This is a genomic window from Pseudomonas sp. Ma2-10 (genome assembly GCF_054330215.1).
Genome location: NZ_JBTEYL010000013.1, coordinates 85,374 through 106,118 on the forward strand (window position 1 = coordinate 85,374; position 20,745 = coordinate 106,118).

Annotated in this window: 18 protein-coding genes and 1 pseudogene; 15 read left to right on the forward strand and 4 right to left on the reverse strand. The window is 59.0% G+C overall.

Going from position 1 to position 20,745, the window contains the following annotated elements; genetic code table 11:
* Positions 1–16: 16 nt before the first annotated feature.
* A pseudogene (locus ACXPVS_RS16900) lies at positions 17–225 on the reverse strand (IS66 family transposase); the annotation flags it as partial.
* 7 nt (positions 226–232) lie between these two features.
* Positions 233–757, reverse strand: coding sequence for a transporter suffix domain-containing protein (locus ACXPVS_RS16905; protein WP_458510943.1), 525 nt, complete (start codon positions 755–757; stop codon positions 233–235).
* A 118-nt stretch (positions 758–875) separates the two neighbouring features.
* Here ACXPVS_RS16905 and ACXPVS_RS16910 point away from each other — a divergent pair, with 118 nt between their 5' ends.
* The 5 genes from ACXPVS_RS16910 to ACXPVS_RS16930 all read left to right on the forward strand — a co-directional run bounded on the left by ACXPVS_RS16910 (position 876) and on the right by ACXPVS_RS16930 (position 7,372).
* Positions 876–2,429 carry an efflux transporter outer membrane subunit gene (locus ACXPVS_RS16910; RefSeq protein WP_458510944.1) on the forward strand — a complete coding sequence of 518 codons (1,554 nt, stop codon included), beginning with the start codon at positions 876–878 and terminating at the stop codon, positions 2,427–2,429.
* Positions 2,426–3,565 (forward strand): HlyD family secretion protein, encoded by a 1,140-nt coding sequence (locus ACXPVS_RS16915; protein ID WP_458510945.1) that lies wholly within the window; start codon positions 2,426–2,428, stop codon positions 3,563–3,565. The genes ACXPVS_RS16910 and ACXPVS_RS16915 overlap by 4 nt, the downstream gene beginning before the upstream one ends.
* Before the next feature lie 4 nt (positions 3,566–3,569).
* Positions 3,570–4,598, forward strand: coding sequence for a DUF2955 domain-containing protein (locus tag ACXPVS_RS16920; RefSeq protein ID WP_458510995.1), 1,029 nt, complete (start codon positions 3,570–3,572; stop codon positions 4,596–4,598).
* A 115-nt stretch (positions 4,599–4,713) separates the two neighbouring features.
* Positions 4,714–6,837 (forward strand): TonB-dependent receptor, encoded by a 2,124-nt coding sequence (locus ACXPVS_RS16925; protein ID WP_458510946.1) that lies wholly within the window; start codon positions 4,714–4,716, stop codon positions 6,835–6,837.
* A 388-nt stretch (positions 6,838–7,225) separates the two neighbouring features.
* The gene (locus tag ACXPVS_RS16930) at positions 7,226–7,372 is read left to right on the forward strand and encodes a hypothetical protein (RefSeq protein ID WP_458510947.1); all 147 of its coding nucleotides are present in this window, start codon (positions 7,226–7,228) and stop codon (positions 7,370–7,372) included.
* A 60-nt stretch (positions 7,373–7,432) separates the two neighbouring features.
* Here the strand turns inward: ACXPVS_RS16930 and ACXPVS_RS16935 are convergent, their stop codons facing one another.
* Positions 7,433–8,356 (reverse strand): helix-turn-helix domain-containing protein, encoded by a 924-nt coding sequence (locus tag ACXPVS_RS16935; RefSeq protein ID WP_458510948.1) that lies wholly within the window; start codon positions 8,354–8,356, stop codon positions 7,433–7,435.
* 161 nt (positions 8,357–8,517) lie between these two features.
* On the opposite strand from ACXPVS_RS16935, the gene ACXPVS_RS16940 reads away from it, so the two are divergent.
* From ACXPVS_RS16940 to ACXPVS_RS16985, 10 genes are all read left to right on the forward strand, one after another.
* Entirely contained in the window at positions 8,518–9,876 is a 1,359-nt protein-coding gene (locus tag ACXPVS_RS16940; RefSeq protein WP_150657966.1) for a glutamine synthetase family protein, read from the forward strand.
* A gap of 60 nt (positions 9,877–9,936) precedes the next feature.
* Positions 9,937–11,025 (forward strand): polyamine ABC transporter substrate-binding protein, encoded by a 1,089-nt coding sequence (locus tag ACXPVS_RS16945; RefSeq protein WP_458510949.1) that lies wholly within the window; start codon positions 9,937–9,939, stop codon positions 11,023–11,025.
* Positions 11,022–12,323 (forward strand): NAD(P)/FAD-dependent oxidoreductase, encoded by a 1,302-nt coding sequence (locus ACXPVS_RS16950; RefSeq protein ID WP_458510950.1) that lies wholly within the window; start codon positions 11,022–11,024, stop codon positions 12,321–12,323. Before ACXPVS_RS16945 ends, ACXPVS_RS16950 begins: the two co-directional genes overlap by 4 nt.
* Positions 12,324–12,423: 100 nt before the next feature.
* On the forward strand, positions 12,424–13,020 hold the full coding sequence (locus ACXPVS_RS16955; protein ID WP_458510951.1) for a paraquat-inducible protein A: 597 nt from the start codon (positions 12,424–12,426) through the stop codon (positions 13,018–13,020).
* The gene (locus ACXPVS_RS16960) at positions 13,017–13,673 is read left to right on the forward strand and encodes a paraquat-inducible protein A (protein WP_458510952.1); all 657 of its coding nucleotides are present in this window, start codon (positions 13,017–13,019) and stop codon (positions 13,671–13,673) included. Before ACXPVS_RS16955 ends, ACXPVS_RS16960 begins: the two co-directional genes overlap by 4 nt.
* A complete protein-coding gene (locus tag ACXPVS_RS16965) occupies positions 13,654–15,309 on the forward strand; it encodes a PqiB family protein (protein ID WP_458510953.1) in 1,656 nt (551 codons plus the stop codon). Before ACXPVS_RS16960 ends, ACXPVS_RS16965 begins: the two co-directional genes overlap by 20 nt.
* Positions 15,310–15,326: 17 nt before the next feature.
* Positions 15,327–15,887, forward strand: a complete 561-nt coding sequence (locus ACXPVS_RS16970) for a PqiC family protein (protein ID WP_458510954.1) — start codon at positions 15,327–15,329, stop codon at positions 15,885–15,887.
* Between the two features lie 139 nt (positions 15,888–16,026).
* Complete coding sequence (locus ACXPVS_RS16975; RefSeq protein ID WP_458510955.1) at positions 16,027–17,040, forward strand: iron ABC transporter substrate-binding protein; 1,014 nt, start codon at positions 16,027–16,029, stop codon at positions 17,038–17,040.
* 3 nt (positions 17,041–17,043) lie between these two features.
* On the forward strand, positions 17,044–18,642 hold the full coding sequence (locus tag ACXPVS_RS16980; protein ID WP_458510956.1) for an ABC transporter permease: 1,599 nt from the start codon (positions 17,044–17,046) through the stop codon (positions 18,640–18,642).
* Complete coding sequence (locus ACXPVS_RS16985) at positions 18,639–19,709, forward strand: ABC transporter ATP-binding protein (protein WP_458510957.1); 1,071 nt, start codon at positions 18,639–18,641, stop codon at positions 19,707–19,709. Before ACXPVS_RS16980 ends, ACXPVS_RS16985 begins: the two co-directional genes overlap by 4 nt.
* 10 nt (positions 19,710–19,719) lie before the next feature.
* Here ACXPVS_RS16985 and ACXPVS_RS16990 read toward each other — a convergent pair whose 3' ends face one another.
* Positions 19,720–20,658: a site-specific integrase gene (locus ACXPVS_RS16990; RefSeq protein ID WP_458510958.1), complete on the reverse strand. Its 939-nt coding sequence runs from the start codon at positions 20,656–20,658 to the stop codon at positions 19,720–19,722.
* Positions 20,659–20,745: the final 87 nt, after the last annotated feature.

The following is a 20,745-nucleotide window of genomic DNA, read 5'->3' on the forward strand; positions in this document are numbered from 1 at the left end:
TCCCGGGGAACACAGAAACAAGAACGCCGATTTGATTGATGATGTTCGTACGAGCATGTTCACCGGCGCGGCTGCGGCTGAAATCGTAGGCGACAGCGACTGTTTCGCAGGACTGGCCGGTGGCGTAAGAGCGAGCATTTGCACGGGTGTTTCATCCGCGTGCACGACCTGCTGCCCGATCACTACCTCACGCAGAGCATCGATCAAGGGCCGCAACTGCACGCCGGGCTATTCACGCCGCACTTGTGTTTGCAACACGAGCGGTGCGAATAAACAAGGCGCGCACTTTCTCCCAGAAATTCCCCCCCAATACGAAAAAGCTACCGATCAGCATGAGGTCACCCAGCGCTTGAACTTGCCAGAGGTTGGGTCTGAGCCCCGGCCAAATGCTGTCGATATAGGGCTCAAGAAAGGAGGATATCAGCGGCACAAAGAACATAACGATGCCAATTCTATGACGCCATGGACCCACTTCGACTTCCCTGCTGGGTGCCAGTGAGAACACATAACTGAACAGGCTGCGCTTTAACTGTTGGAATCCGGACTTGCCCATGATGGCAATGGCGAGAATCAGCAGGATTTTGTTGCTGATGAACAGTACGCCGGTCAGTGCCGCGATCTTTGAACCCGGCACATCGGTTGCCGCTGCGAGTGGCACCAACAGCCAGGACCCCAGCATCAAACAGATAATGACTATTCCCAACTTAAAGCGCCAACCGGCTGAATGAGGTTCAACAGCACCCGGGGGGTTATTCATAATCGTCGTACCTTTCTAACGGATCACAGTAGATTTGATGGCGCTTAAAAAGCGTAGCAGCCGCCTGCCCATTTGGACGGCTATGCTCCAGTGATCTTTATTGGTCGGGAAATGCGTAATGCACCCAGGTACAACCCTGTTGAAGTGGCCTGGCCGGTTCGTGCTGCTTGGTGTATTCGGCCTCAGTGGTTGCGTACGGCTTGGGCCGGAATTCCAGCCACCCGGTGAGGAATGGGTCAAACACTGGAGCACCCCTGCCCTCGAGCAGTCCAGCCAACGCAGCCTTAACCCGGACATTCGCCAGTGGTGGCACGTCTTTGTCGATCCGGTCCTCAATCATTTGATTGCCGAGTCGGATGCACGCAACTCCAGCCTCAAAATCGCCGGCCTGCGCGTTATGGAAGCCCGGGCTCAACTCGGCATTGCGCAAAGTGGTCTTTATCCGCAACTGCAGCAAGCCAGTGTCGACAGTCTTTACTTTAACCGCAGGCAATCCGGCGGCACCCACCCGCAAGACAGTCATTTTTGGCAACACAGCGCGGGGTTCGATGTGGGTTGGGAACTGGACTTCTGGGGCCGCTTCAGTCGCGCCATCGAGTCATCCGATGCCAGCTACTTCGCCGCGCAGGCCAACTATGAAGACGTACTCGTACTGCTTCGCGCGCAAGTGGCCGATACCTATTTTTCGCTGCGCACCACCGAAGCACGTTTGCGTGTCGCCCGGCAAAACGCCAAACAGCAAAAGCGCAACTTCGAGATCACCGAAAAACTCTTCAACAGTGGCCAAACGGCTGAACTTGACCTGCAACAGGCCAGGACCCAGTACCTGGGTACGTTGAGCACCATCCCCAGTTTCGAAGACCAGTTGCAACGGACCCGCAATGCGTTGGCGGTGTTGATTGGTCAGCCGCCCGGCGCGCTGCCGCAACGGGTCGAGAACGTGGGATTGATCCCGCTGGTTGACCGTGCCGTGTTGCAAGATGTACCGGCCAACCTGCTCCTGCGTCGGCCCGACGTGCGCGCCGCCGAGCTGAATGTCGCCGCCCAGTCAGCGCTGATCGGTGTGGCCGAGAGCGATTTCTATCCGTCGCTGACCTTGCTGGGCAGCATCGTCTGGTCCACCGACACGCTCAGTGGCACGCCCCGGAATCTGGATCTGATCGGCGGCCCCAGTCTGCGCTGGAATTTGTTTGATCACGGCCAGATCAGCAACAACGTGCGCGTGCAGGATGCGCGGTTGCAGCAACTGATCGAAGCCTACCGAGACAAAGTTCGCCAGGCCGCACGCGAGGCCGACGATGCGGCCTATGGCCTGATCAAGTCCCTGGAGCGCGAAGGCATCCTGCGTGAGGCCGAAGTGGCAGCCAAACGCTCGCTGGTGCTGGCCAGCGCGCAGTATCGCGAAGGTTACTCGGACTTCCAGCGGGTGCTGGATGCGCAGCGTGCCTTGCTCGAACAACAGGACAATTATCTGGTCGCCCGCAGCAATGCCGTGAGTAATGTCATTGCCTTGTACAAAGCCTTGGGGGGTGGCTGGTACAGCGCCCAGCCAATAGTTGATCCGACCACCCGCCAACAGATGGAAAAACGTACCGACTGGGGCGATCTGCTGGAAGAGCCCTCCACTGCACAGCCTGCCATTCCAATGTCTTACGAGGTAAAAGACCCATGAGTGAAACAGCCCCTTCCTCGTCCGAGCCCCCAGTCGCCCAGGCATCAGCGCCGGCTGCCGACCCAACGAAAAAAGGCATCAAGTGGGTCCTCCTACTGATCCTTCTGAGTCTGACTTGGTACCTGCTGGCGGATCGTTTCACACCCTACACACAACAGGCCCGGGTGGGGGCCTTTGTGATTCCGGTCGCCTCGGAAGTGGCGGGCCGCGTGATCCGAGTGAGCGTGCGCAACAACCAGGACATCAAGGCTGGCGAAATGCTTTTCGAAGTAGACCCTCAGCCCTACCAAATTGCCGTCGACCGTGCGCGCGCCGACCTTGAATCGACCCGCCGACAGATCGGCGCGAGCACCGCCGGCATTGCCTCGGCGCAAGCCAACTTGCGGGCGACCCAGGCCAATGAGCTCAAGGCGCGCCAGGACAATCAGCGTCTTGAGGGTTTGTATCGCGAAGACCCCGGCACTATTTCCGTGCGCCTGCTCGAAGTGTCTCGCGCCAACCGCGAACAGGCGGTGAGCCAGGTCGCCGCCGCGCGCGCCGAAGTACAGCGTGCGCGCGAGCAGGAAGGTGGTAGCGAGGAAGACAACGCCTTGCTGCGCAGTGCCGCCGCGGCGTTGTCCAAAGCTGAGCTGGATCTGTCCAATACGCAAATCCGCGCTCGCTCGGCCGGACTGATTACGGATCTGCGTACCGACGCAGGGCAATTCGCTGCTGCCGGTAGCCCGGTCATGACCCTGATCGCCATTCATGATGTGTGGATCAGTGCGGACATGACCGAGAACAACCTCGGTCTGGTGAAGCTCGACACGCCGGTTTCGATTGTTCTGGATGCTCTGCCGGGCGAGGTTTTCGAGGGGCGCGTGCGCAGCGTTGGTTATGGCGTCAGCGTGGGGCAGACACCCGCACCTGGCACCTTGCCCAGCGTGCAGAACAGTCGCGACTGGTTGCGTTCGGCTCAGCGTTTCCCGGTCATTATCGAGTTTTCGCCAGACGCACTGAAGACCTTGCGTGACAGTCGGGGGATCCGTGCGGGTGGGCAGGCCGAAGTCATGGCCTTCCCCACCGAAGGCAATCCGCTGAACCCGCTCGGCCGCGTGTTTTTAAGGTTCATGAGCTGGCTGAGCTATGCCTATTAAGGGTATGCCTACTCGGCGCACGCCACGGGATCAACGCGCACTGCGCCTGGCCACCGGCACGGCGTTGAGCCTCACCGCCAGTTTCGGCCTGGGCTTGCCGATTCCTTTTATGGCGCCGGTGCTTTGTCTGCTGTTGCTGGCCTCGGTCAATCGCCCGCTGCCGCTCAAGGCCGGACTCGTTCTCACGCTGGCCGCCATGTTGACCACCGGCATCGGCCTGCTATTGATCCCGATCCTGCGTTATTACCCCATCAGCGGCGTGCTATTGATCAGCGTCGGTCTGTTCCTGGTCTTCCGCTTTGGCCTGCGCGGTGGCAACACCTTGATCATGACCTTCCTGGTGATTGGCCTGACCATGATCTCCTCGGCCGGTATCGCCGAATTCGATCTGGCGGCGATGGTCATCGGCGCACTGGTCAAGGGTTTGCTGCTCGCCGTTGTCGTCGTGGCGTTCAGTCATGGATTATTCCCGGACCCACCCAATGCCCCTTCCCCGCCAGTTGCCCCACCCCTGCCGGCAGAAGAAGTCAGTCGGATTGCGCTGCGTGCAACCCTGATCGTGTTACCGGCATTCCTGCTGGCGCTGATCGACCCGGCAGGGTATCTGCCGATCATCCTGAAGGCCGTCGGCCTGGGTCAGCAAAGCTCCACAACGAATGCCCGCAATGCCGGTCGCGAACTCCTCGGCTCAACCTTGCTCGCAGGCCTGCTGGCGATCCTCTTCTGGAGTGCCCTCAGTCTGTTTGTGCATCTGTGGATGTTCTTTCTGTGGATGCTGCTGTTCGGCCTGGTGCTGGCGCGCAAGCTGTATGCCCTGAGCCCGACGCGGTTTACCCCGGGGTTTTGGCTCAATACGCTGATCACGCTGATCATCCTGTTGGGTCAATCGGTACAGGACAGCGCAGCAGGCAAGGACGTTTACACCGCGTTCGCCATCCGCATGGGCTTGTTCATCCTCGTAACGCTGTATGCCTGCCTGATGGTTCATCTGCTCGATCAACGGCAGGAAAATGCTCAAGAGTACAGCCGATAGACGAGATTGGGACGATTGTTCTGATAGGTGCCAGTCACCTGTATCGAAATGATATGTATTTACTTACAAAAGATAATCGTTATTATTCGCGCGATAATTCACACAAAAGGTGTCCATGGTGGCTCTATCGCGCATTTACCCGGCCTCTCTGTCGTTGCTGGGCGTTTTTTTTGTACCTGATCTACGGGCACAAACCGAGCCTGTTCTGACCCTGCCGGCAACTGCTGTAAACAGTGAGTACAACGAGCAGAGCTATATGACGACCGAGAGCAGGAGTGCGCTGAAGATCGATGCCCCGCTACGTGATATCCCGCAAACGGTGAACGTGATCCCCCAGAGCGTGATCAAGGACCAGGGCGCGCAGTCGATGGCAGACGTACTGAAGAATGTCCCGGGGATCGGTCTGTCCAATGGCGATGGCCAGCGTGATCAGGTCACCATCCGCGGCTTCAGTGCAATCGGCGACATGTACATCGACGGTATCCGTGACGACGCCCTATACTTTCGCGATCTGTCCAATGTCGAGCGTGTGGAAGTGATCAAGGGGCCCGCAGCGGTGCTCTATGGTCGCGGTTCATCTGGTGGCCTGATCAACAGCATCAGCAAGAAGCCCAACTTCACCCCCAAGCAGGAAGTGGGTGTCAGCTTCGACAGTGAGGGTAAAAAGCGCACGCAGTTCGACGCCGGTTGGGCCGATCAGCAGCAAAGCGACAAGGCCTTCCGGGTGACCGGTGCGCTGGAAAACAGCGACACCTTCCGCGATGACGGCTATATCGAGCGTAAGGCCATCGCGCCTTCGGCCTACTTCAAGCTCTCGGACGATCTGGAGTTGAACCTGGGCGCTACCTATTTGTATGACAAGCGCCTGATCGACTTCGGCATCCCGGCGCGAGGCAATCGTCCAGTCGATGTGGACCGCGACAAACGCTTCGGCTCCGCCGATCCGGATGACGACTACACCCGCAGCGAGGTATTTTCGTTCACGGCCGGTGTCGACTACCGGATCAACGACAATTTCACCCTGAGCAACACCAGCCGCTACTACCATTACGACCTGGATCGCAATAACACACTCGCCGACTCCAGCCCGACACGCTTCGTCACCGCCCCCAACGGCGAACTGTTGGTGAAGCTCAACCGTGGCAATGTGCAGCGCAAGGAAGATGGCTGGTTCAACCAGACCGAACTCAAGCAACAGGCCACGCTCGCCGGGATGAACCACAACTTACTCTATGGCGTGGAACTAGGGCGCCAGGTCAAGGACCAGTCCGTGTTCAGCCAGAGCAACGTAGCGCGGGTGCCGGTGTATCGCGATGCTCTGGTCGATGTGCCGTTCCAGGCTAACCGGCAAACCGCCAAGGGCACCAACACCCAGGATACCGCCGGATTCTACCTGCAGGATCTGATTGAACTGGCGCCACAGTGGAAAGCCCTTCTAGGCGTACGGTATGACTTGTTCGACCAGGAATACTCTGATGATCTGACGCATAACACCCTGTCCCGATCGGATACCACCTGGAGCCCGCGAGTCGGCCTGGTTTATCAGCCTGACCAGATTCAGTCCTATTACGTCTCGGTAAGCCGTTCCTACCAACCGTCAGCTGAAATGTTCGCCCTGAGTACGACCAACCAGGACTTGGAGCCGGAAGAGACCACCAACTTCGAGATCGGCGGCAAGTGGGACCTGCTCGACAATCGTCTGGCGCTGACGGCCGCGCTGTTCCGGCTGGAACGCACCAATATGAAAACCACCGATCCGGCGAACCCGACCAAACTGGTGCTTGCGGGAGAGCAGCGTACTGATGGTCTCGAACTGACCGCCAGTGGGCAGTTGAGCGACAAATGGCAGGTCTATGCCGGTTACGCCTATCTGGATGCCGAGATCACCAAGTCCAACAGCCGTACCAACGGTGTCGCCAACGAAGGCCAGACTCCGACCTTGACCCCGCGCCACAGTGCCAATTTGTGGTTGGTACGTTCTTTGACACAGGAGTGGCGTGTAGGCATGGGGGCGAACTATGTCGATGACCGTTATACCGCCCTGGATAACCAAGTGGTCATGCCTGCCTACACCACCGTGGACGCAGCCTTGCTCTACAACCTGCCGAAATGGGACATGGCCCTGCGTTTGCGTAACGTCTTCGACAAGGACTATTACGCCTCGGCGCATGGCTCCGTGGATCTGATCACACCCGGTGCACCACGGACTCTGGAGTTGAGCACTAACTACCGATTCTGAGTACCGTCCTAATAACAAAGCCCGGTATTGCGACACTGCCGGGCTTTTTTTGATAGAGGTACCACACGCCCCCGATGCGTGCGGTTGTTGTATCAAAATACCCTCGCATGCGGCGTTGTAGTCGTAGCGGCAGGCTCATATGCTGGCGGGGCGGTAGTCGGGGCTGGTGGTGAATTGTTCGGCGAAATGATTTACGAGGTGTAGTGGTCAACTAATTCCAGACACCTTGATAGCTGAGCTGCTGAAGCAGTACCCGTTTGTGCTAGTGCCTTCTAGTGTTTCGCCGACCGCCTGTTTTAGATGTGAAAGCGTTAGTTCAAACAGGGCTTGCTCTGCTTGAGGTTGAAGTGCGCCTGCAGCATCCATTGGCAGATACGGCCGAGCGGGTATGTCGCACCCTACAGGTGCGGGAAGTCTGCCTGTTCCCATCCATCGGGCTCCGGAAGGTCGTCTGCGCGGAAGTTCATTGGCGATAGCGACGCTTCAGCCGTTGCAAGGTTACTTCGACGATGTCGAGAAAGTCGCCCACGCCTGACCCCTGTTTTTCGGTCTGAGTGGGGCCCTGCTGTTTAAACGCAAGCTGACGTATCCCAGACTACCCGCGACCTGGTACGCCACAGGGTGTGCGGGCAAGCGTCTGACTGGGAAGTTCGTTGAACAACGCCCGATAGCTGCTGGAAAATCGCCCTAAATGCCAGAACGACCAATGCATCGCCACTTCGGCAACGGTGGTGTCCATCGCTGTGCGATTGAGCAGTTCGCGGCGTGCGCTGTTCAGTCGGCGCAAGCGCAGCCAATGGGTTGGGGTCATCCCGGTATAAGCCTTGAACGCATGCTGCAACTGACGCAGTGAAACCCCGGCAATTTGCGAAAGCTCCAGCAGATTCAGGGTGTCTTCCGGTGCATCAGCCGCCCACTCACCGATGCGTTTCATCACTGCGCGCTCTTCGGCGCGGCGCTGTAAACCTCCGCGATCAAGGCAAACACACGCGTTGTCGAGGATGTACAGGCAGTCTTCCAGCAACTGCTGGGTCAACGCCTCCTTGCTCGGCGGATCGAGTGTTTGCGCCAGTCGGGTCAACGTCCCGCTGAGCCAGCGACTGAACAATGCGTTCTGCTCCGAATTCAGTGGCGCCATGAACAGGCCTTCGAGCCTGGCCACGTTCAAACCGTGACGCTGCACGAACGCCGGACCGAACACCACGGCAATTTCCTGGTAGTTCTCCGGGGTGATCCAAATGTTGCGGCTTTCGCCATTCAACACGTACAGCGCGTTGTCGCTTCGATCGAAACAGAACGCCAACGCACCTTCGGGCGCGCTGAAATTCTGTTCGACTCGCGTGTTCATCTGTTCCTCGTAAATCTCCACGCCTTGCAGGTCCAGGTAGCGCACGCGCCCGGCGAAATGCCCCGGTGACATTTGCTGATAATGCTGCACCCAGCCTGGTGTGGCGCGGATTTGCTCGGCCACATCGGCGGTGTTGAACGCTTGGACTTGTAGGGGGTTGCACGTTGTCATGGGTGACCTTACGCACTCGTTTGGTGCGTTTTGGTGCTGTTGAAAGTGGATAGATGGAACGTCATGGCTCGCCCAAGATAGTCGTCAACGCGTCACAGGGGAAGTGTGTGGTGGATGAAACCAGCCTCCCCGGCGTTAATAAAACCAATAACGAGGTCTTTATGAATGTCCCTTTCGATCAGCTGCTCACGTGGCTGAAAGATCACAAGATTACCGAAGTCGAGTGTGTGGTCAGCGACTTGACCGGCATCGCACGCGGCAAAATTGCACCCACCAACAAGTTCCTGCATGAGCGAGGCATGCGCCTGCCGGAAAGTGTGCTCTTGCAAACGGTAACCGGGGACTTTGTCGACGACGACATCTACTACGACCTGCTCGATCCGGCCGACATCGACATGGTGTGCAAGCCCGTCTCTGACGCGGTGTATGTGATTCCATGGGCCATTGAGCCCACCGCTATCGTGATTCACGACACCTTCGACAAATTCGGCAACCCGATTGAACTGTCACCGCGTAACGTGCTGAAAAAAGTCCTGCAGTTGTACACCGACAAAGGCTGGCGGCCGATTGTCGCGCCGGAAATGGAGTTCTACCTGACTCAGCGCTGCGAAGACCCGGACTTGCCGCTCAAGGCACCGCTGGGGCGTTCGGGCCGTGCGGAAAGTGGTCGTCAGTCATTTTCCATCGACGCCGCCAACGAATTCGATCCGCTGTTTGAAGACGTGTACGACTGGTGTGAACTTCAGGGTCTGGACCTCGATACCTTGATCCACGAAGACGGCCCGGCGCAGATGGAAATCAACTTCCGTCATGGCGACGCACTGGATCTGGCCGACCAGATCACCGTGTTCAAGCGAACCCTGCGCGAAGCGGCGCTCAAGCACAACGTCACCGCGACCTTCATGGCCAAACCGATTGGCGATGAACCCGGCAGCGCCATGCATATTCACCAGAGCGTCGTGGACATCGCCACCGGCCAGCCGATCTTTGCCGATGCCGACGGGCAGATGAGCGAACTGTTCCTGCACCACATCGGCGGCCTGCAAAAGTACATTCCCAAGGTACTGCCGATGTTCGCGCCGAACGTCAATTCGTTCCGCCGCTTCCTGCCGGACACTTCGGCACCGGTGAACGTCGAATGGGGCGAAGAAAACCGTACTGTGGGGCTGCGTGTGCCGACCTCCACGCCGGATGCAATGCGCGTGGAAAACCGTTTGCCGGGAGCCGATGCCAACCCATATCTGGCGATCGCAGCAAGCCTGTTGTGCGGGTACCTGGGCATGGTCGAGCGCGTCGAACCGAGCGCTGCGGTGCAAGGTCGTGCGTACGAACGTCGCAACCTGCGCTTGCCGATCACCATCGAAGACGCGCTGACGCAGATGGAAGAATGCGAAACCGTCGGGCGCTATCTGGGCAGCAAATTCGTCCGCGGGTATGTCGCAGTCAAGCGCGCCGAACACGAGAACTTCAAACGGGTGATCAGCTCCTGGGAACGTGAGTTTCTGCTGCTCAGCGTCTAACGCCTATCGTTCCCACGCGAAGTGGGAACGATCACAAACAAAACAATAAGAGGTGGCGATATGTGTCTATTGAAATCCGTGGCTCCGGTCGCGCTGGCGTTGTTGTTCAGCGCCGTTGCACAGGCTAAGCCAACAGTCAGCGTCTACAACTGGACCGATTACATCGGCGAGACCACCCTCGCCGATTTCCAGGCGAAAAGCGGGATCAAGGTAATCTACGACGTGTTCGACTCCAACGAAACCCTGGAGGGCAAATTGCTCGCTGGCCGCACCGGGTATGACGTGGTGGTGCCGTCCAACCACTTCCTCGCTCGTCAGGTAAAAGCCGGTGCGTTCCTGAAGCTCGATCGTTCGCAGCTGCCCAATTTCAAAAACCTCGACCCGAAACTGCTGGCGCTGCTGGAGAAAAACGATCCGGGCAACGAACACTCAGTCCCATACCTGTGGGGCACTAACGGCATTGGCTACAACGTTGACAAGGTCAAGCAAGTGCTCGGCATTGACCGCATCGATTCCTGGGCCGTGTTTTTCGAACCGCAGAACCTGAAGAAGCTCAGCCAGTGCGGCGTGTCGATGATGGATTCGGCGGATGAAGTGTACCCGGCGATCCTTAATTACATGGGCATGGACCCCCGCAGCGAAAATCCTGAGGATTACAAAAAGGCCGAAGCGAAGCTGTTGACCATCCGCCCTTACATCACCTACTTCCACTCCTCCAAGTACGTTTCGGACCTGGCCAACGGCAACATCTGCTTGGCTTTCGGTTACTCGGGTGACGTGTTCCAGGCCGCGAACCGGGCCAAGGAAGCCAAGAACGGCGTGCACATCGCCTACGCGATTCCCAAGGAAGGCAGTAACTTGTGGTTCGACCTGTTGGCGGTTCCCGCAGACTCCAGCAACCAGAAAGAGGCGCATGCTTTCATCAATTACCTGCTTGATCCGCAAGTGATTGCCAAGATCAGTGAGTCCGTCGGTTACGCCAACCCGAACCCGGCATCCAAGCAAGACATGGACCCTGAACTGGTCAACAATCCCGAGATTTATCCGCCTCAGGCAGTCCTCGACAAGCTCTACATTTCGACCACCCCGCCCCAGGCAATCATGCGTTTGATGACCCGTTCCTGGAGCAAAGTGAAGTCCAACCAATGAACCAGTACCGCAACGAACATGCTCGTTCCTATTACGCGGCGTCAGCCAATGGAATGGCGCCCTACCCCACACTGGCCGCGGATCTTGAAGCCGATGTCTGTGTGATCGGCGGCGGTTTTACCGGCGTTAACACTGCGATCGAACTGGCGCAGCGCGGTCTCTCGGTCATTTTGCTGGAGGGCCGACGGATCGGCTGGGGTGCCAGCGGGCGCAACGGTGGTCAGTTGATCCGCGGTATCGGCCATGACGTCAGCGGTTTTTCCCGTCATGTCGGTGAAGAAGGCGTGCGTTACCTTGAGCGTGCGGGCGTCGAGTCGGTAGCGCTCGTGGGCAACCGCATTCGTGAACACGGGATTGATTGCGACCTGCGCTGGGGGTTCTGCGAACTGGCCAATACTAAAGCGCAGTTCGCAGCGTTCACGGCCGAGCAGCAAGGCCTTGCCGAATCGGGTTACGCCCACGAAACCCGACTCATCGGACCGAAGCAGATCCGTCAGCAGGTGGTGAACTCGGACGTGTATGCCGGTGGTCTCGTTGATATGGGCTCAGGTCACTTGCACCCGCTTAATCTGGTCCTTGGCGAAGCGCTATTGGCGCAATCCTTAGGCGTGCAGATCTTCGAGCAGAGCCCGGTGCGGGAGTTGGTCCATGGCAGCACCGTGCAGGTTCGCTGTGCGGGCGGCACGGTGCGCGCTGGCAGTCTGGTGCTGGCGTGCAACGCTCACCTGGAAGAACTCGAACCGAAACTGAGCGGCAAGGTCCTCCCGGCGGGTAGCTACATCATCGCCACCGAGCCGCTGGCGCCTGACGTTGCGGCGCAGTTGATCCCGCATAACCTGGCACTCTGCGACCAGAAAGTCGGCCTGGACTACTACCGGCTCTCGGCGGACCGACGTTTGCTATTCGGCGGCGCCTGTCATTATTCCGGGCGCGATCCGGCGGACATCGAAGCTTACATGCGCCCGCACATGCTCAAGGTCTTCCCGCAATTGGCCAACGTGCGGATCGACTATCAATGGGGCGGCAAGATTGGCATTTCCGCCAATCGCTTCCCCCAGGTCGGGCGCTTGAGTCAGCATCCGAACGTGTTTTACGCCCAGGGTTACTCCGGTCATGGCCTGAACGTGACCCACTGGTGCGCAAAGTTGTTGGGCGAAGCGATCCATGTCGGACACAGTCAGGGGTTTGACGTGTTCAGCGCGGTGCCGCACATGACCTTTCCCGGTGGGCCGATGCTGCGTTCTCCACTGCTGGCCCTCGGCATGCTCTGGTATCGCCTGCGCGAACTGCTCGGCTGACGCCCCAACTGATCGTTCAGCCTTTAGATTTGCTCAATCGCTAGGCGCTTCTATATTGAGGGAGTGCTCTGAATTCCCTGCGACCTGGCGAGTGCAGCCTATGGCGACGACTGACCCACTGATCATCTGCGAGCACTGCGACTGCGTGTATGAAAAAGTCACGCTCGCCAAACATCAGAAAACCCTGTGTACACGCTGCGGCGGCGTGCTTCAGCGCCATAACGGCCTGTCGGAGGAGCAGCGGCTGGCCTTGACCTTCACCGCTGCGGTGCTGTGGATCTTCGCCAACTTCTATCCGGTCATGAGCATCAGCCTAAAGGGCCTGAAAAACAGCGCGACGCTCTGGGATTCCGTGTTGGCCTTGAACCATGGGCCGATCACGTTCATTGCCATGGTGGCGGCGATTGCCATCATCATCGCGCCGGTTTTCCAGCTACTCCTGCTGATCTGGGTCCTGAGCTTCGCCCTCGGCTCCCGGCGCTCGCCCGGCTTCAGGTTCTGCATGCGCTGGCTGGAAACCCTTCGGCCCTGGAGCATGCTGGAAGTGTGCTTGCTGGGGGCCATGGTGGCAGTGTTCAAACTCGCAGGATTACTCGATGTGCTGCCGGGTATTGGCCTGTTTGCCCTGGCTATCCTCAGCCTGATGATGATCCGCCTTGCCGGGCGCGATATCCGTGATCTGTGGGACATCCTATGAACACGCCACCGACTGCCAGTGAACTCAACCTGTGCTTGTGTCACCGCTGCGGCCTGGCCTGTGACATGACCCATGAGCCTCACGAATGTGAGCGCTGCGGCGCGTCCCTGCATCGGCGCAAACTCAATGCCATGACCCGGACCTGGGCCTACTTGCTGACATCACTGGTGTTTTACATCCCGGCCAACCTGCTGCCGGTGATGAACACCACCATGCTCGGCAGTGGCGCCGACAGCACCATCATGAGCGGCGTGCTGGAGTTCTGGCAGCACGGCGCCTGGGACATCGCCCTGATCATTTTCATCGCCAGTATCGCGGTGCCGGGCATCAAATTCGTCGCCTTGACGTTGCTGCTGGTCACTGTGCAACGCAACAGCCAATGGGCGCGCAAGGAAAGATCGAAGCTTTACCGTTTCGTCGAGCTGATCGGCTATTGGTCGATGCTCGACGTGATTGTCGTCGCGCTGGTAGCCGCGCTGGTGAAGTTCCAGGCGCTGGGCGATATCGAACCGCGCGTGGGCATTCTGTTTTTTGGCCTGGTGGTGGTGTTCACCATGCTGTCGGCGATGAGTTTCGACCCACGCATGATCTGGGATGCCGAGCGCAAGAATCCGCAAACCGAGGAGGTCATGGATGAAGTCGCAAGCCACTGACGGGGCGCAATCCCCCGGTCAGGCCCCTGTCAAAACCCGACGTTTCAGCGTTTCGCTGGTATGGATCGTGCCGATCGTCGCGGTGCTGGTGGGGATATCCCTGGTCGTGCACACCATAATGCAGGAAGGTCCGACCATTACTGTCACGTTCAAAACCGGCAGCGGCCTGACCGCCAACAAGACCGAGGTCAAATACCGCAACGTGGTGATCGGCCGTGTCTCGGACGTGGAGTTGAGCAACGATCAGAAGAGCGTCAACGCCACCATCAAACTGTCCAAGCGTGCGGAAAGTTTCGCCCGCGAAGACTCGCAATTCTGGGTTGTGCGTCCGCGTATTGGCGCTGGCGGGGTGTCGGGTATCGATACCCTGCTGTCCGGTGACTACATTGGCGCCGACATCGGCCAGGCCAACGCTCGCGCAAAAAACTTTACCGGCCTGGAAAACCCGCCGCCGATTACCTATGGCGAGCCGGGCAAGCGCTTCACCCTGCGCACCCAGGACCTCGGTTCGCTGGACATTGGCTCGCCGGTTTACTACCGCAAGATTCCGGTGGGGCAAGTGGTGGCCTATGCCCTGGACGCCGACGGTAAAGGGGTGAGCATCGAAGTGTTCATCCACGCGCCCAACGATGCCTTCGTCACTGAAAACACCCGGTTCTGGAACGCCAGCGGGATCGACGTGAATGTCGGCGCCAATGGCTTTTCGGTGAAAACTGAATCGCTGTCCTCCATCCTGGTGGGCGGAATCGCGTTCCGCGCTCCGGAATACAGCCCTAACGACCCATCGGCCGCCGAGGACAAAGCCTTCCAGCTGTTCGAAGACACGCTAACCGCTCTCGCCCCGCCCAGCGGTAAGGGGCAATTCTTGAGTTTGCGTTTCGAACAGGCTTTGCGCGGGCTCAAGGTGGGTGCGCCAGTGGAATTTCTTGGCATCGAGTTCGGCAGAGTGGTGTCGGTCAATCTGGATTTCGACGCAAAAAAACGCAGTTTTCCGGTCAATGTCGGCATCGTGATCTACCCGCAACGGCTCGGCCAGGCCCACCTCAAAATGCTCAAGACCTTGAAGCATGATCCCAATGACGAAGCCGCGGGCGTGCGGTTGATCGGCAGTTTCATCGACAACGGTCTGCGGGCCCAGGCCCGGAGCGGCAACCTGCTGACCGGTCAGCTTTACATTGCGCTCGACTTCTACCCCAAAGCGGAGAAAGTCGTGTTCGATCCAACCGACCGTCCAATCTCTATCCCAACCGTTCCTGGCAGCCTCGAACAATTGCAGGAAAAACTGGAGGGCATGGTCAACAAGATCAACCAACTGCCAATTGAGCGCATCGCCGGCAATTTGGACAGCAATCTCGTCGAACTGCGCAAAGGCCTCGCACAATTCAACGCCAAAACCCTCCCCAGCGTGCAGACCACCCTGGCGGATGTCAGCAAGACGCTGCAATCAGCCAGTTCGACCTTGGCCGAAGACTCGCCGCAACGCGAACAATTAGGCCAAACCCTGGACGAGCTCGGACGCATGTCGCGCTCCTTGCGTGAACTCGCGGATTACCTGGGACGGCATCCGGAATCGCTGATTCGCGGTCGTCCCGACAATGCTGCGCCGATGGACCTGCAGGGGCCTCCGCGCAAATGACCACAGGAGCATCACTTATGGTTTATCCGCTGAAGATCAGCTGGGTCACTGCATTGTTATTACTCACTGCTTGCCGCAGTGATCCGATCCAGTTCCACACCCTGACGCCGGCCCAACCAAGCGGCAGTTCAAGGACCAGCGCTGCGGAGTTTCAGATCGAGAGCCTCAGCGTCCCACCCCAGGTCGACCGCCCGCAGATCGTCATTCGTCAGGGTAACAGCGGCATGGCGATCCTCGAAACCGAGTGGTGGGGCGCGAGCCTGTCGGATGAATTGCGCAGTGCCCTGGTCGATCAACTGGTTAACAGCAATCCCCAACGCAAGGTTTCGGTGCGGCTGGACGTGCAACGTTTTGATTCGATCCCCGGCCAATATGGGTTGATCGACGTCAAATGGCGCCTGCGCAACCTCGGCGAACGTGATAACGCGCTGGTCACTTGCCGAAGCACCTTGCAAACACCTTCAGGGCCGTCCATCGACGACCTGGTGATCGCCCATCAGAACAACATCAAGCGCCTTGGCGCGTTGATTAACCAGGCCGCGAGCGGAAACCAAAAAGGTTGCCCGGCACCGCAGTGATTTGACGTTTTTTTCTCATTCTGCGCAGTACATTTGCCGCCGCCTTAATCCTGCAAATGATTCGTATTGACCTACAATACTTGGCGACCGTCCCGGTTGATCTACGCGCACGATTATAAAAAACAGGAGCTGCCAACGCATGAATCCCCCTTTTCCCTATTTCTTGAAAACAGCACTGCTGGCCACCGCATTGCTGAGCGCCGGTCACGTGTATGCAGCGCAGGCCGATGGCATCGTGGTCTACAACGCCCAGCACGAAAGCTTGACCAAATCCTGGATCGAGGGCTTTACCAAGGAAACCGGCATCAAGGTCACCGTGCGCAATGGCGACGACACCGAAATGGGCAATCAGATCGTGCAGGAAGGCGCGGCCTCCCCGGCGGACGTGTTCCTCACCGAAAACTCCCCGGCCATGGTGCTGGTCGACAACGCGGGGCTATTTGCACCGGTTGCGCCGGCCACCCTGGAGCAAGTCGGCAATGCTTACCGCCCGGCCCATGGCAAATGGGTGGGGATCGCCGCGCGTTCCACGGTGTTTGTCTATAACCCGAGCAAACTGCCCGACGCCCAGGTGCCCAAGTCGCTGATGGACCTCGCCGGCCCGAGTTGGAAAGGTCGCTGGGCTGCGTCACCCGCCGGTGCCGACTTCCAGGCCATCGTCGCCGCCGTGCTGGAACTCAAAGGCGAAGCCGCCACCCTGGAGTGGCTGAAAGGGATGAAAACTAACTTTACCGCGTACCGGGGCAACAGCTCCGTGCTCAAAGCGGTCAACGCCGGGCAGATCGACAGCGGCTTGATCTACCACTATTACAGCTTCGCCGACCAGGCCAAGACCGGCGAAAACAGCAAGAACACCGCCCTGCACTACTTCAAGCACAAGGATCCGGGCGCGTATGTCAGTGTCTCCGGTGGCGGCATTCTGGCGTCCAGCCAACACAAGGACCACGCCCAGGCATTCCTCAAATGGATTACCGGCAAAGAGGGCCAGGCCATCCTCAAAACCGGCAAATCGTTCGAATACGCCGTGGGCAAGAACGCTGAATCCAATCCAAAACTGGTGCCTTTGCAGCAACTCGACGCGCCGACAGTCGATGCGTCAAAACTCGACAGTAAAAAAGCCGTGGAGTTGATGACGCAGGCGGGACTGCTCTAATTGATGCCTGAAACCTTACCAGCGGGTGTCGCCGAGGCGATACCCGCGAACTTGCGACGACGATCCCGCGGCCTCTTCGCGGGCCGTGGTGGCGCGTGGGTGATCGGTTTGTCGGTGCTGGTTTCGCTGCTGTCGCTGCTACCGATTGCCTTCGTCATCGGCGTATCGTTTCAGACAGGCTGGGCGACCCTTGTGCCGCTGGTGTTCCGGCCGCGGGTCGCTGAACTGTTGATCAATACCGTTTTACTGGTGGTGATCACGATTCCGCTGTGCGTCACATTAGGCCTGTCTCTGGCCTGGTTGACAGAGCGCACCAACCTGCCGGGCCGACGCTGGTGGTCGTTGTTGGCGACCGCGCCGTTGGCGGTGCCAGCGTTCGTTCACAGCTATGCGTGGGTCAGTCTGGTGCCGCCGATTCACGGGCTGTTTGCCGGAGTTCTGGTCTCGGTCATCGCCTACTTCCCGTTCCTGTATTTGCCAATTGCTGCGACCCTGCGCCGGCTCGATCCGGCCATCGAAGACGTTGCCGAATCGCTGGGGCTCAAGCCTTGGGCGATATTTCTCCGCGTTGTGCTGCCGCAATTGCGCCTGGCCATCTGCGGCGGCGCGTTGCTGGTGGGCCTGCACCTGCTGGCCGAATATGGCCTGTACGCGATGATCCGCTTCGACACCTTCACCACGGCCATCTTCGATCAGTTCAAATCCACCTTCAACGGCCCCGCCGCCCACATGCTGGCCAGCGTGCTCGCCCTGTGTTGCCTGGTGATGCTGACCGCAGAATCGGCCGCTCGCGGCACGGCGCGCTACGCTCGGGTCGGCTCGGGAAGCGCTCGCGAGCAACGGGTAGTACGCCTGAAACCCGCAACCACCCTCCTCGCCCTGACCGTACAGATCGCAACCTGTGCACTGGCATTGGGCGTACCACTCGTGACGTTAGGTAACTGGCTGATAGCCGGTGGTACGCAGGTCTGGCAGATGGACGAGCTTCTGCCGGCGCTCGAACAGACGCTGCTGCTCGGCGTTGCGGGTGCCGCCGTCACCACCTGCGCCGCCATCCCGATTGCCTGGCTGTCGATTCGCTCTCCGGGCCGGCTACAACGCGTGCTGGAAAGCTGCAACTACATCACCAGTTCGTTGCCCGGGATCGTCGTTGCCTTGGCATTGGTGACCGTCACCATCCAGTTCGCCCGGCCGATTTACCAGACGACTGTCACAGTGTTGCTGGCGTATCTGCTGATGTTTTTGCCCCGCGCCCTGGTGAGTTTGCGTGCCGGTATCGCACAGGCGCCGGTCGAACTGGAAAACATGGCCCGCAGCCTCGGCCGCTCGCCCGCCCGGGCATTGTGGCTGATCACTCTGCGCCTGGCCGCGCCCGGCGCCGCCGCTGGCGCCGCGCTGGTGTTTTTGGCGATCACCAATGAGTTGACCGCTACCCTGCTGCTCGCCCCCAACGGCACACGCACCCTGGCCACCGGTTTCTGGGCCATGACCAGCGAAATCGACTACGCCGCGGCTGCGCCCTATGCCCTGCTGATGATTTTGCTGTCGCTTCCCTTGACCGGACTTCTTTATCACCAATCCAAACGAACGGCTGGCCGATGAACGCGCTTGAACTCCATTCCATTTCCAAATCCTACGGTGCCCATCAAGCGCTGGAGAGCATCAACCTGTCGGTGCCCACGGGCAGCCGAACGGTCATCGTCGGCCCGTCAGGCTCAGGAAAAACCACGCTGTTGCGGATGATCGCCGGCTTCGAATTCCCGGACACCGGCCGTCTGTCACTCAATGGCCAAACGCTCGTCGACGACACCCACGAAGTCCCGGCGCATCAGCGTTTGATTGGTTATGTTCCCCAGGACGGTGCCCTGTTCCCACACATGACCGTGGCCGCCAACATCGGGTTCGGGCTGTCGATCAAGGGCGGTGCAAAACAGGCGCGGATCGCCGAGTTGATGGACAGCGTGGCGCTGAATGCGAACATGGCCGGCCGCTGGCCCCATGAACTCTCCGGCGGCCAGCAACAACGCGTGGCGCTGGCGCGGGCATTGGCGCAACAGCCGCGGTTGATGTTGCTGGACGAGCCGTTTTCGGCCCTCGACACCGGACTTCGAGGCGCCATGCGCAAAATGGTCGCACGGCTACTGACAGGCGCCGGCGTGACCACCATTCTGGTCACCCATGACCAGAGTGAAGCATTGTCGTTTGCCGATCAGTTGGCGGTGATGCGCGACGGTCGACTTGTGCAGTCAGGTCATCCGTTGGATCTTTACCGCTACCCCGAGGATGAGCAAACCGCGCTGTTTCTGGGGGATGCCGTGGTCATGCCCGCCAGAATCGAAGCCGGCTGGGCCCATTGCGATCTCGGTCGGATACCGGTGAACAACCACCGGAACAACCCTTCGGCGCAGATCATGCTGCGTCCCGAACAACTTCAACTCGTCAGCATCCAGCCCAGCCCAACCGAGGCTGCCGGTTGTCGTGCCGTCGTGACTGAACGGGATTTCAGCGGCAATACCTGCACGTTGACGGTGGAATTGGAAACGTTGCTTTGCGGGCAACAGCCTGGTCGATCATTAATGGTGCGCAGTTCGGGCCTTTATGCGCCACCCGCCGGTAGCGCGGTTCACGTCTCGACGATCGGCCATGCCCACGTACTGAACGAATCTTGAACCCCGTCCATCAAAGATCGAACCGGTCCACGGCCCGGCGCCGTTCGTTGTCATTGCGCACATCGTAGTTGGCCGTGGTCTGGATGTTGCTGTGATGGGCGAGTTTCTGGGCGATCGACAAGTCATACTCCTCAATCACTCGGGTAATGAACGAACGTCGAAAATCATGCGGCATGATTTTCACTCCAACCTGCGCGCCCCGCTGTCGGGCGATGTAATAGATCGCATGTTTGGTGATGCGCTCACGGGTGATGTGACTGCCGCGGCGGATGCGGTTGAACAGGAACGGATCGTCCGTTTCGCCGTCCTTCAGTAGCGAGCGCCGCAGTTCGAGCCAGTCATTGAGTTTGGCGAACGCCCAGGCCGGGGCGTACTTGATCAATTGCCGGTTGCCCTTGGCGGTCACACGAAGGCTGCGCTCGGCGAAATCGACCTGGTTCAGGTCCAGGTTCACCGATTCCGACTTGCGCATTCCCGAACCATATAAAATCCCGATGATCGCCGCATCCCTCAACCCTTGTGGCCGTGGATCGGCAGCGCAGACTGCCATCAGTTCCTGGATCAGCGTACGCCTGAGGTTGCGCCCCTGGGACAATCGCGTGCCGGCAATCCCCTTGACCGTGCGCATTTTCAGCAAGTGTTCCTGAGTGATCAGGCTCATGCGCCACGCTTCGTTCATTACCCCGCGCACCGCGTTGACGTACAGCGAAGAGGTGTTCGGCGCGTAGCCGTCGGTGCGCAAAGTGGCCACCAGCGCGATGACATCTTCCGGTTGCAGGTTGTGCCAGGGAATTTCCTCGACGTTCATGTCTTCAAAGCCCAACCGGTCAGCGGCGTCCTGCAACACATAACGCATGGTCAGTTGGCTGGAGGGCGCCAGACGGGCCAGGTACAGGGTCAGCGGATTGGGCGTTGAGGGGATTGAGTCGGTAACGGGTAAGTCAATCAAACGAAACGGCCTTCAGTGGAAACAGTTCATTAAACAACTAAGAATTGAAACATCCTTCATATAAAGCGGAACACTTCTGTGGCACTT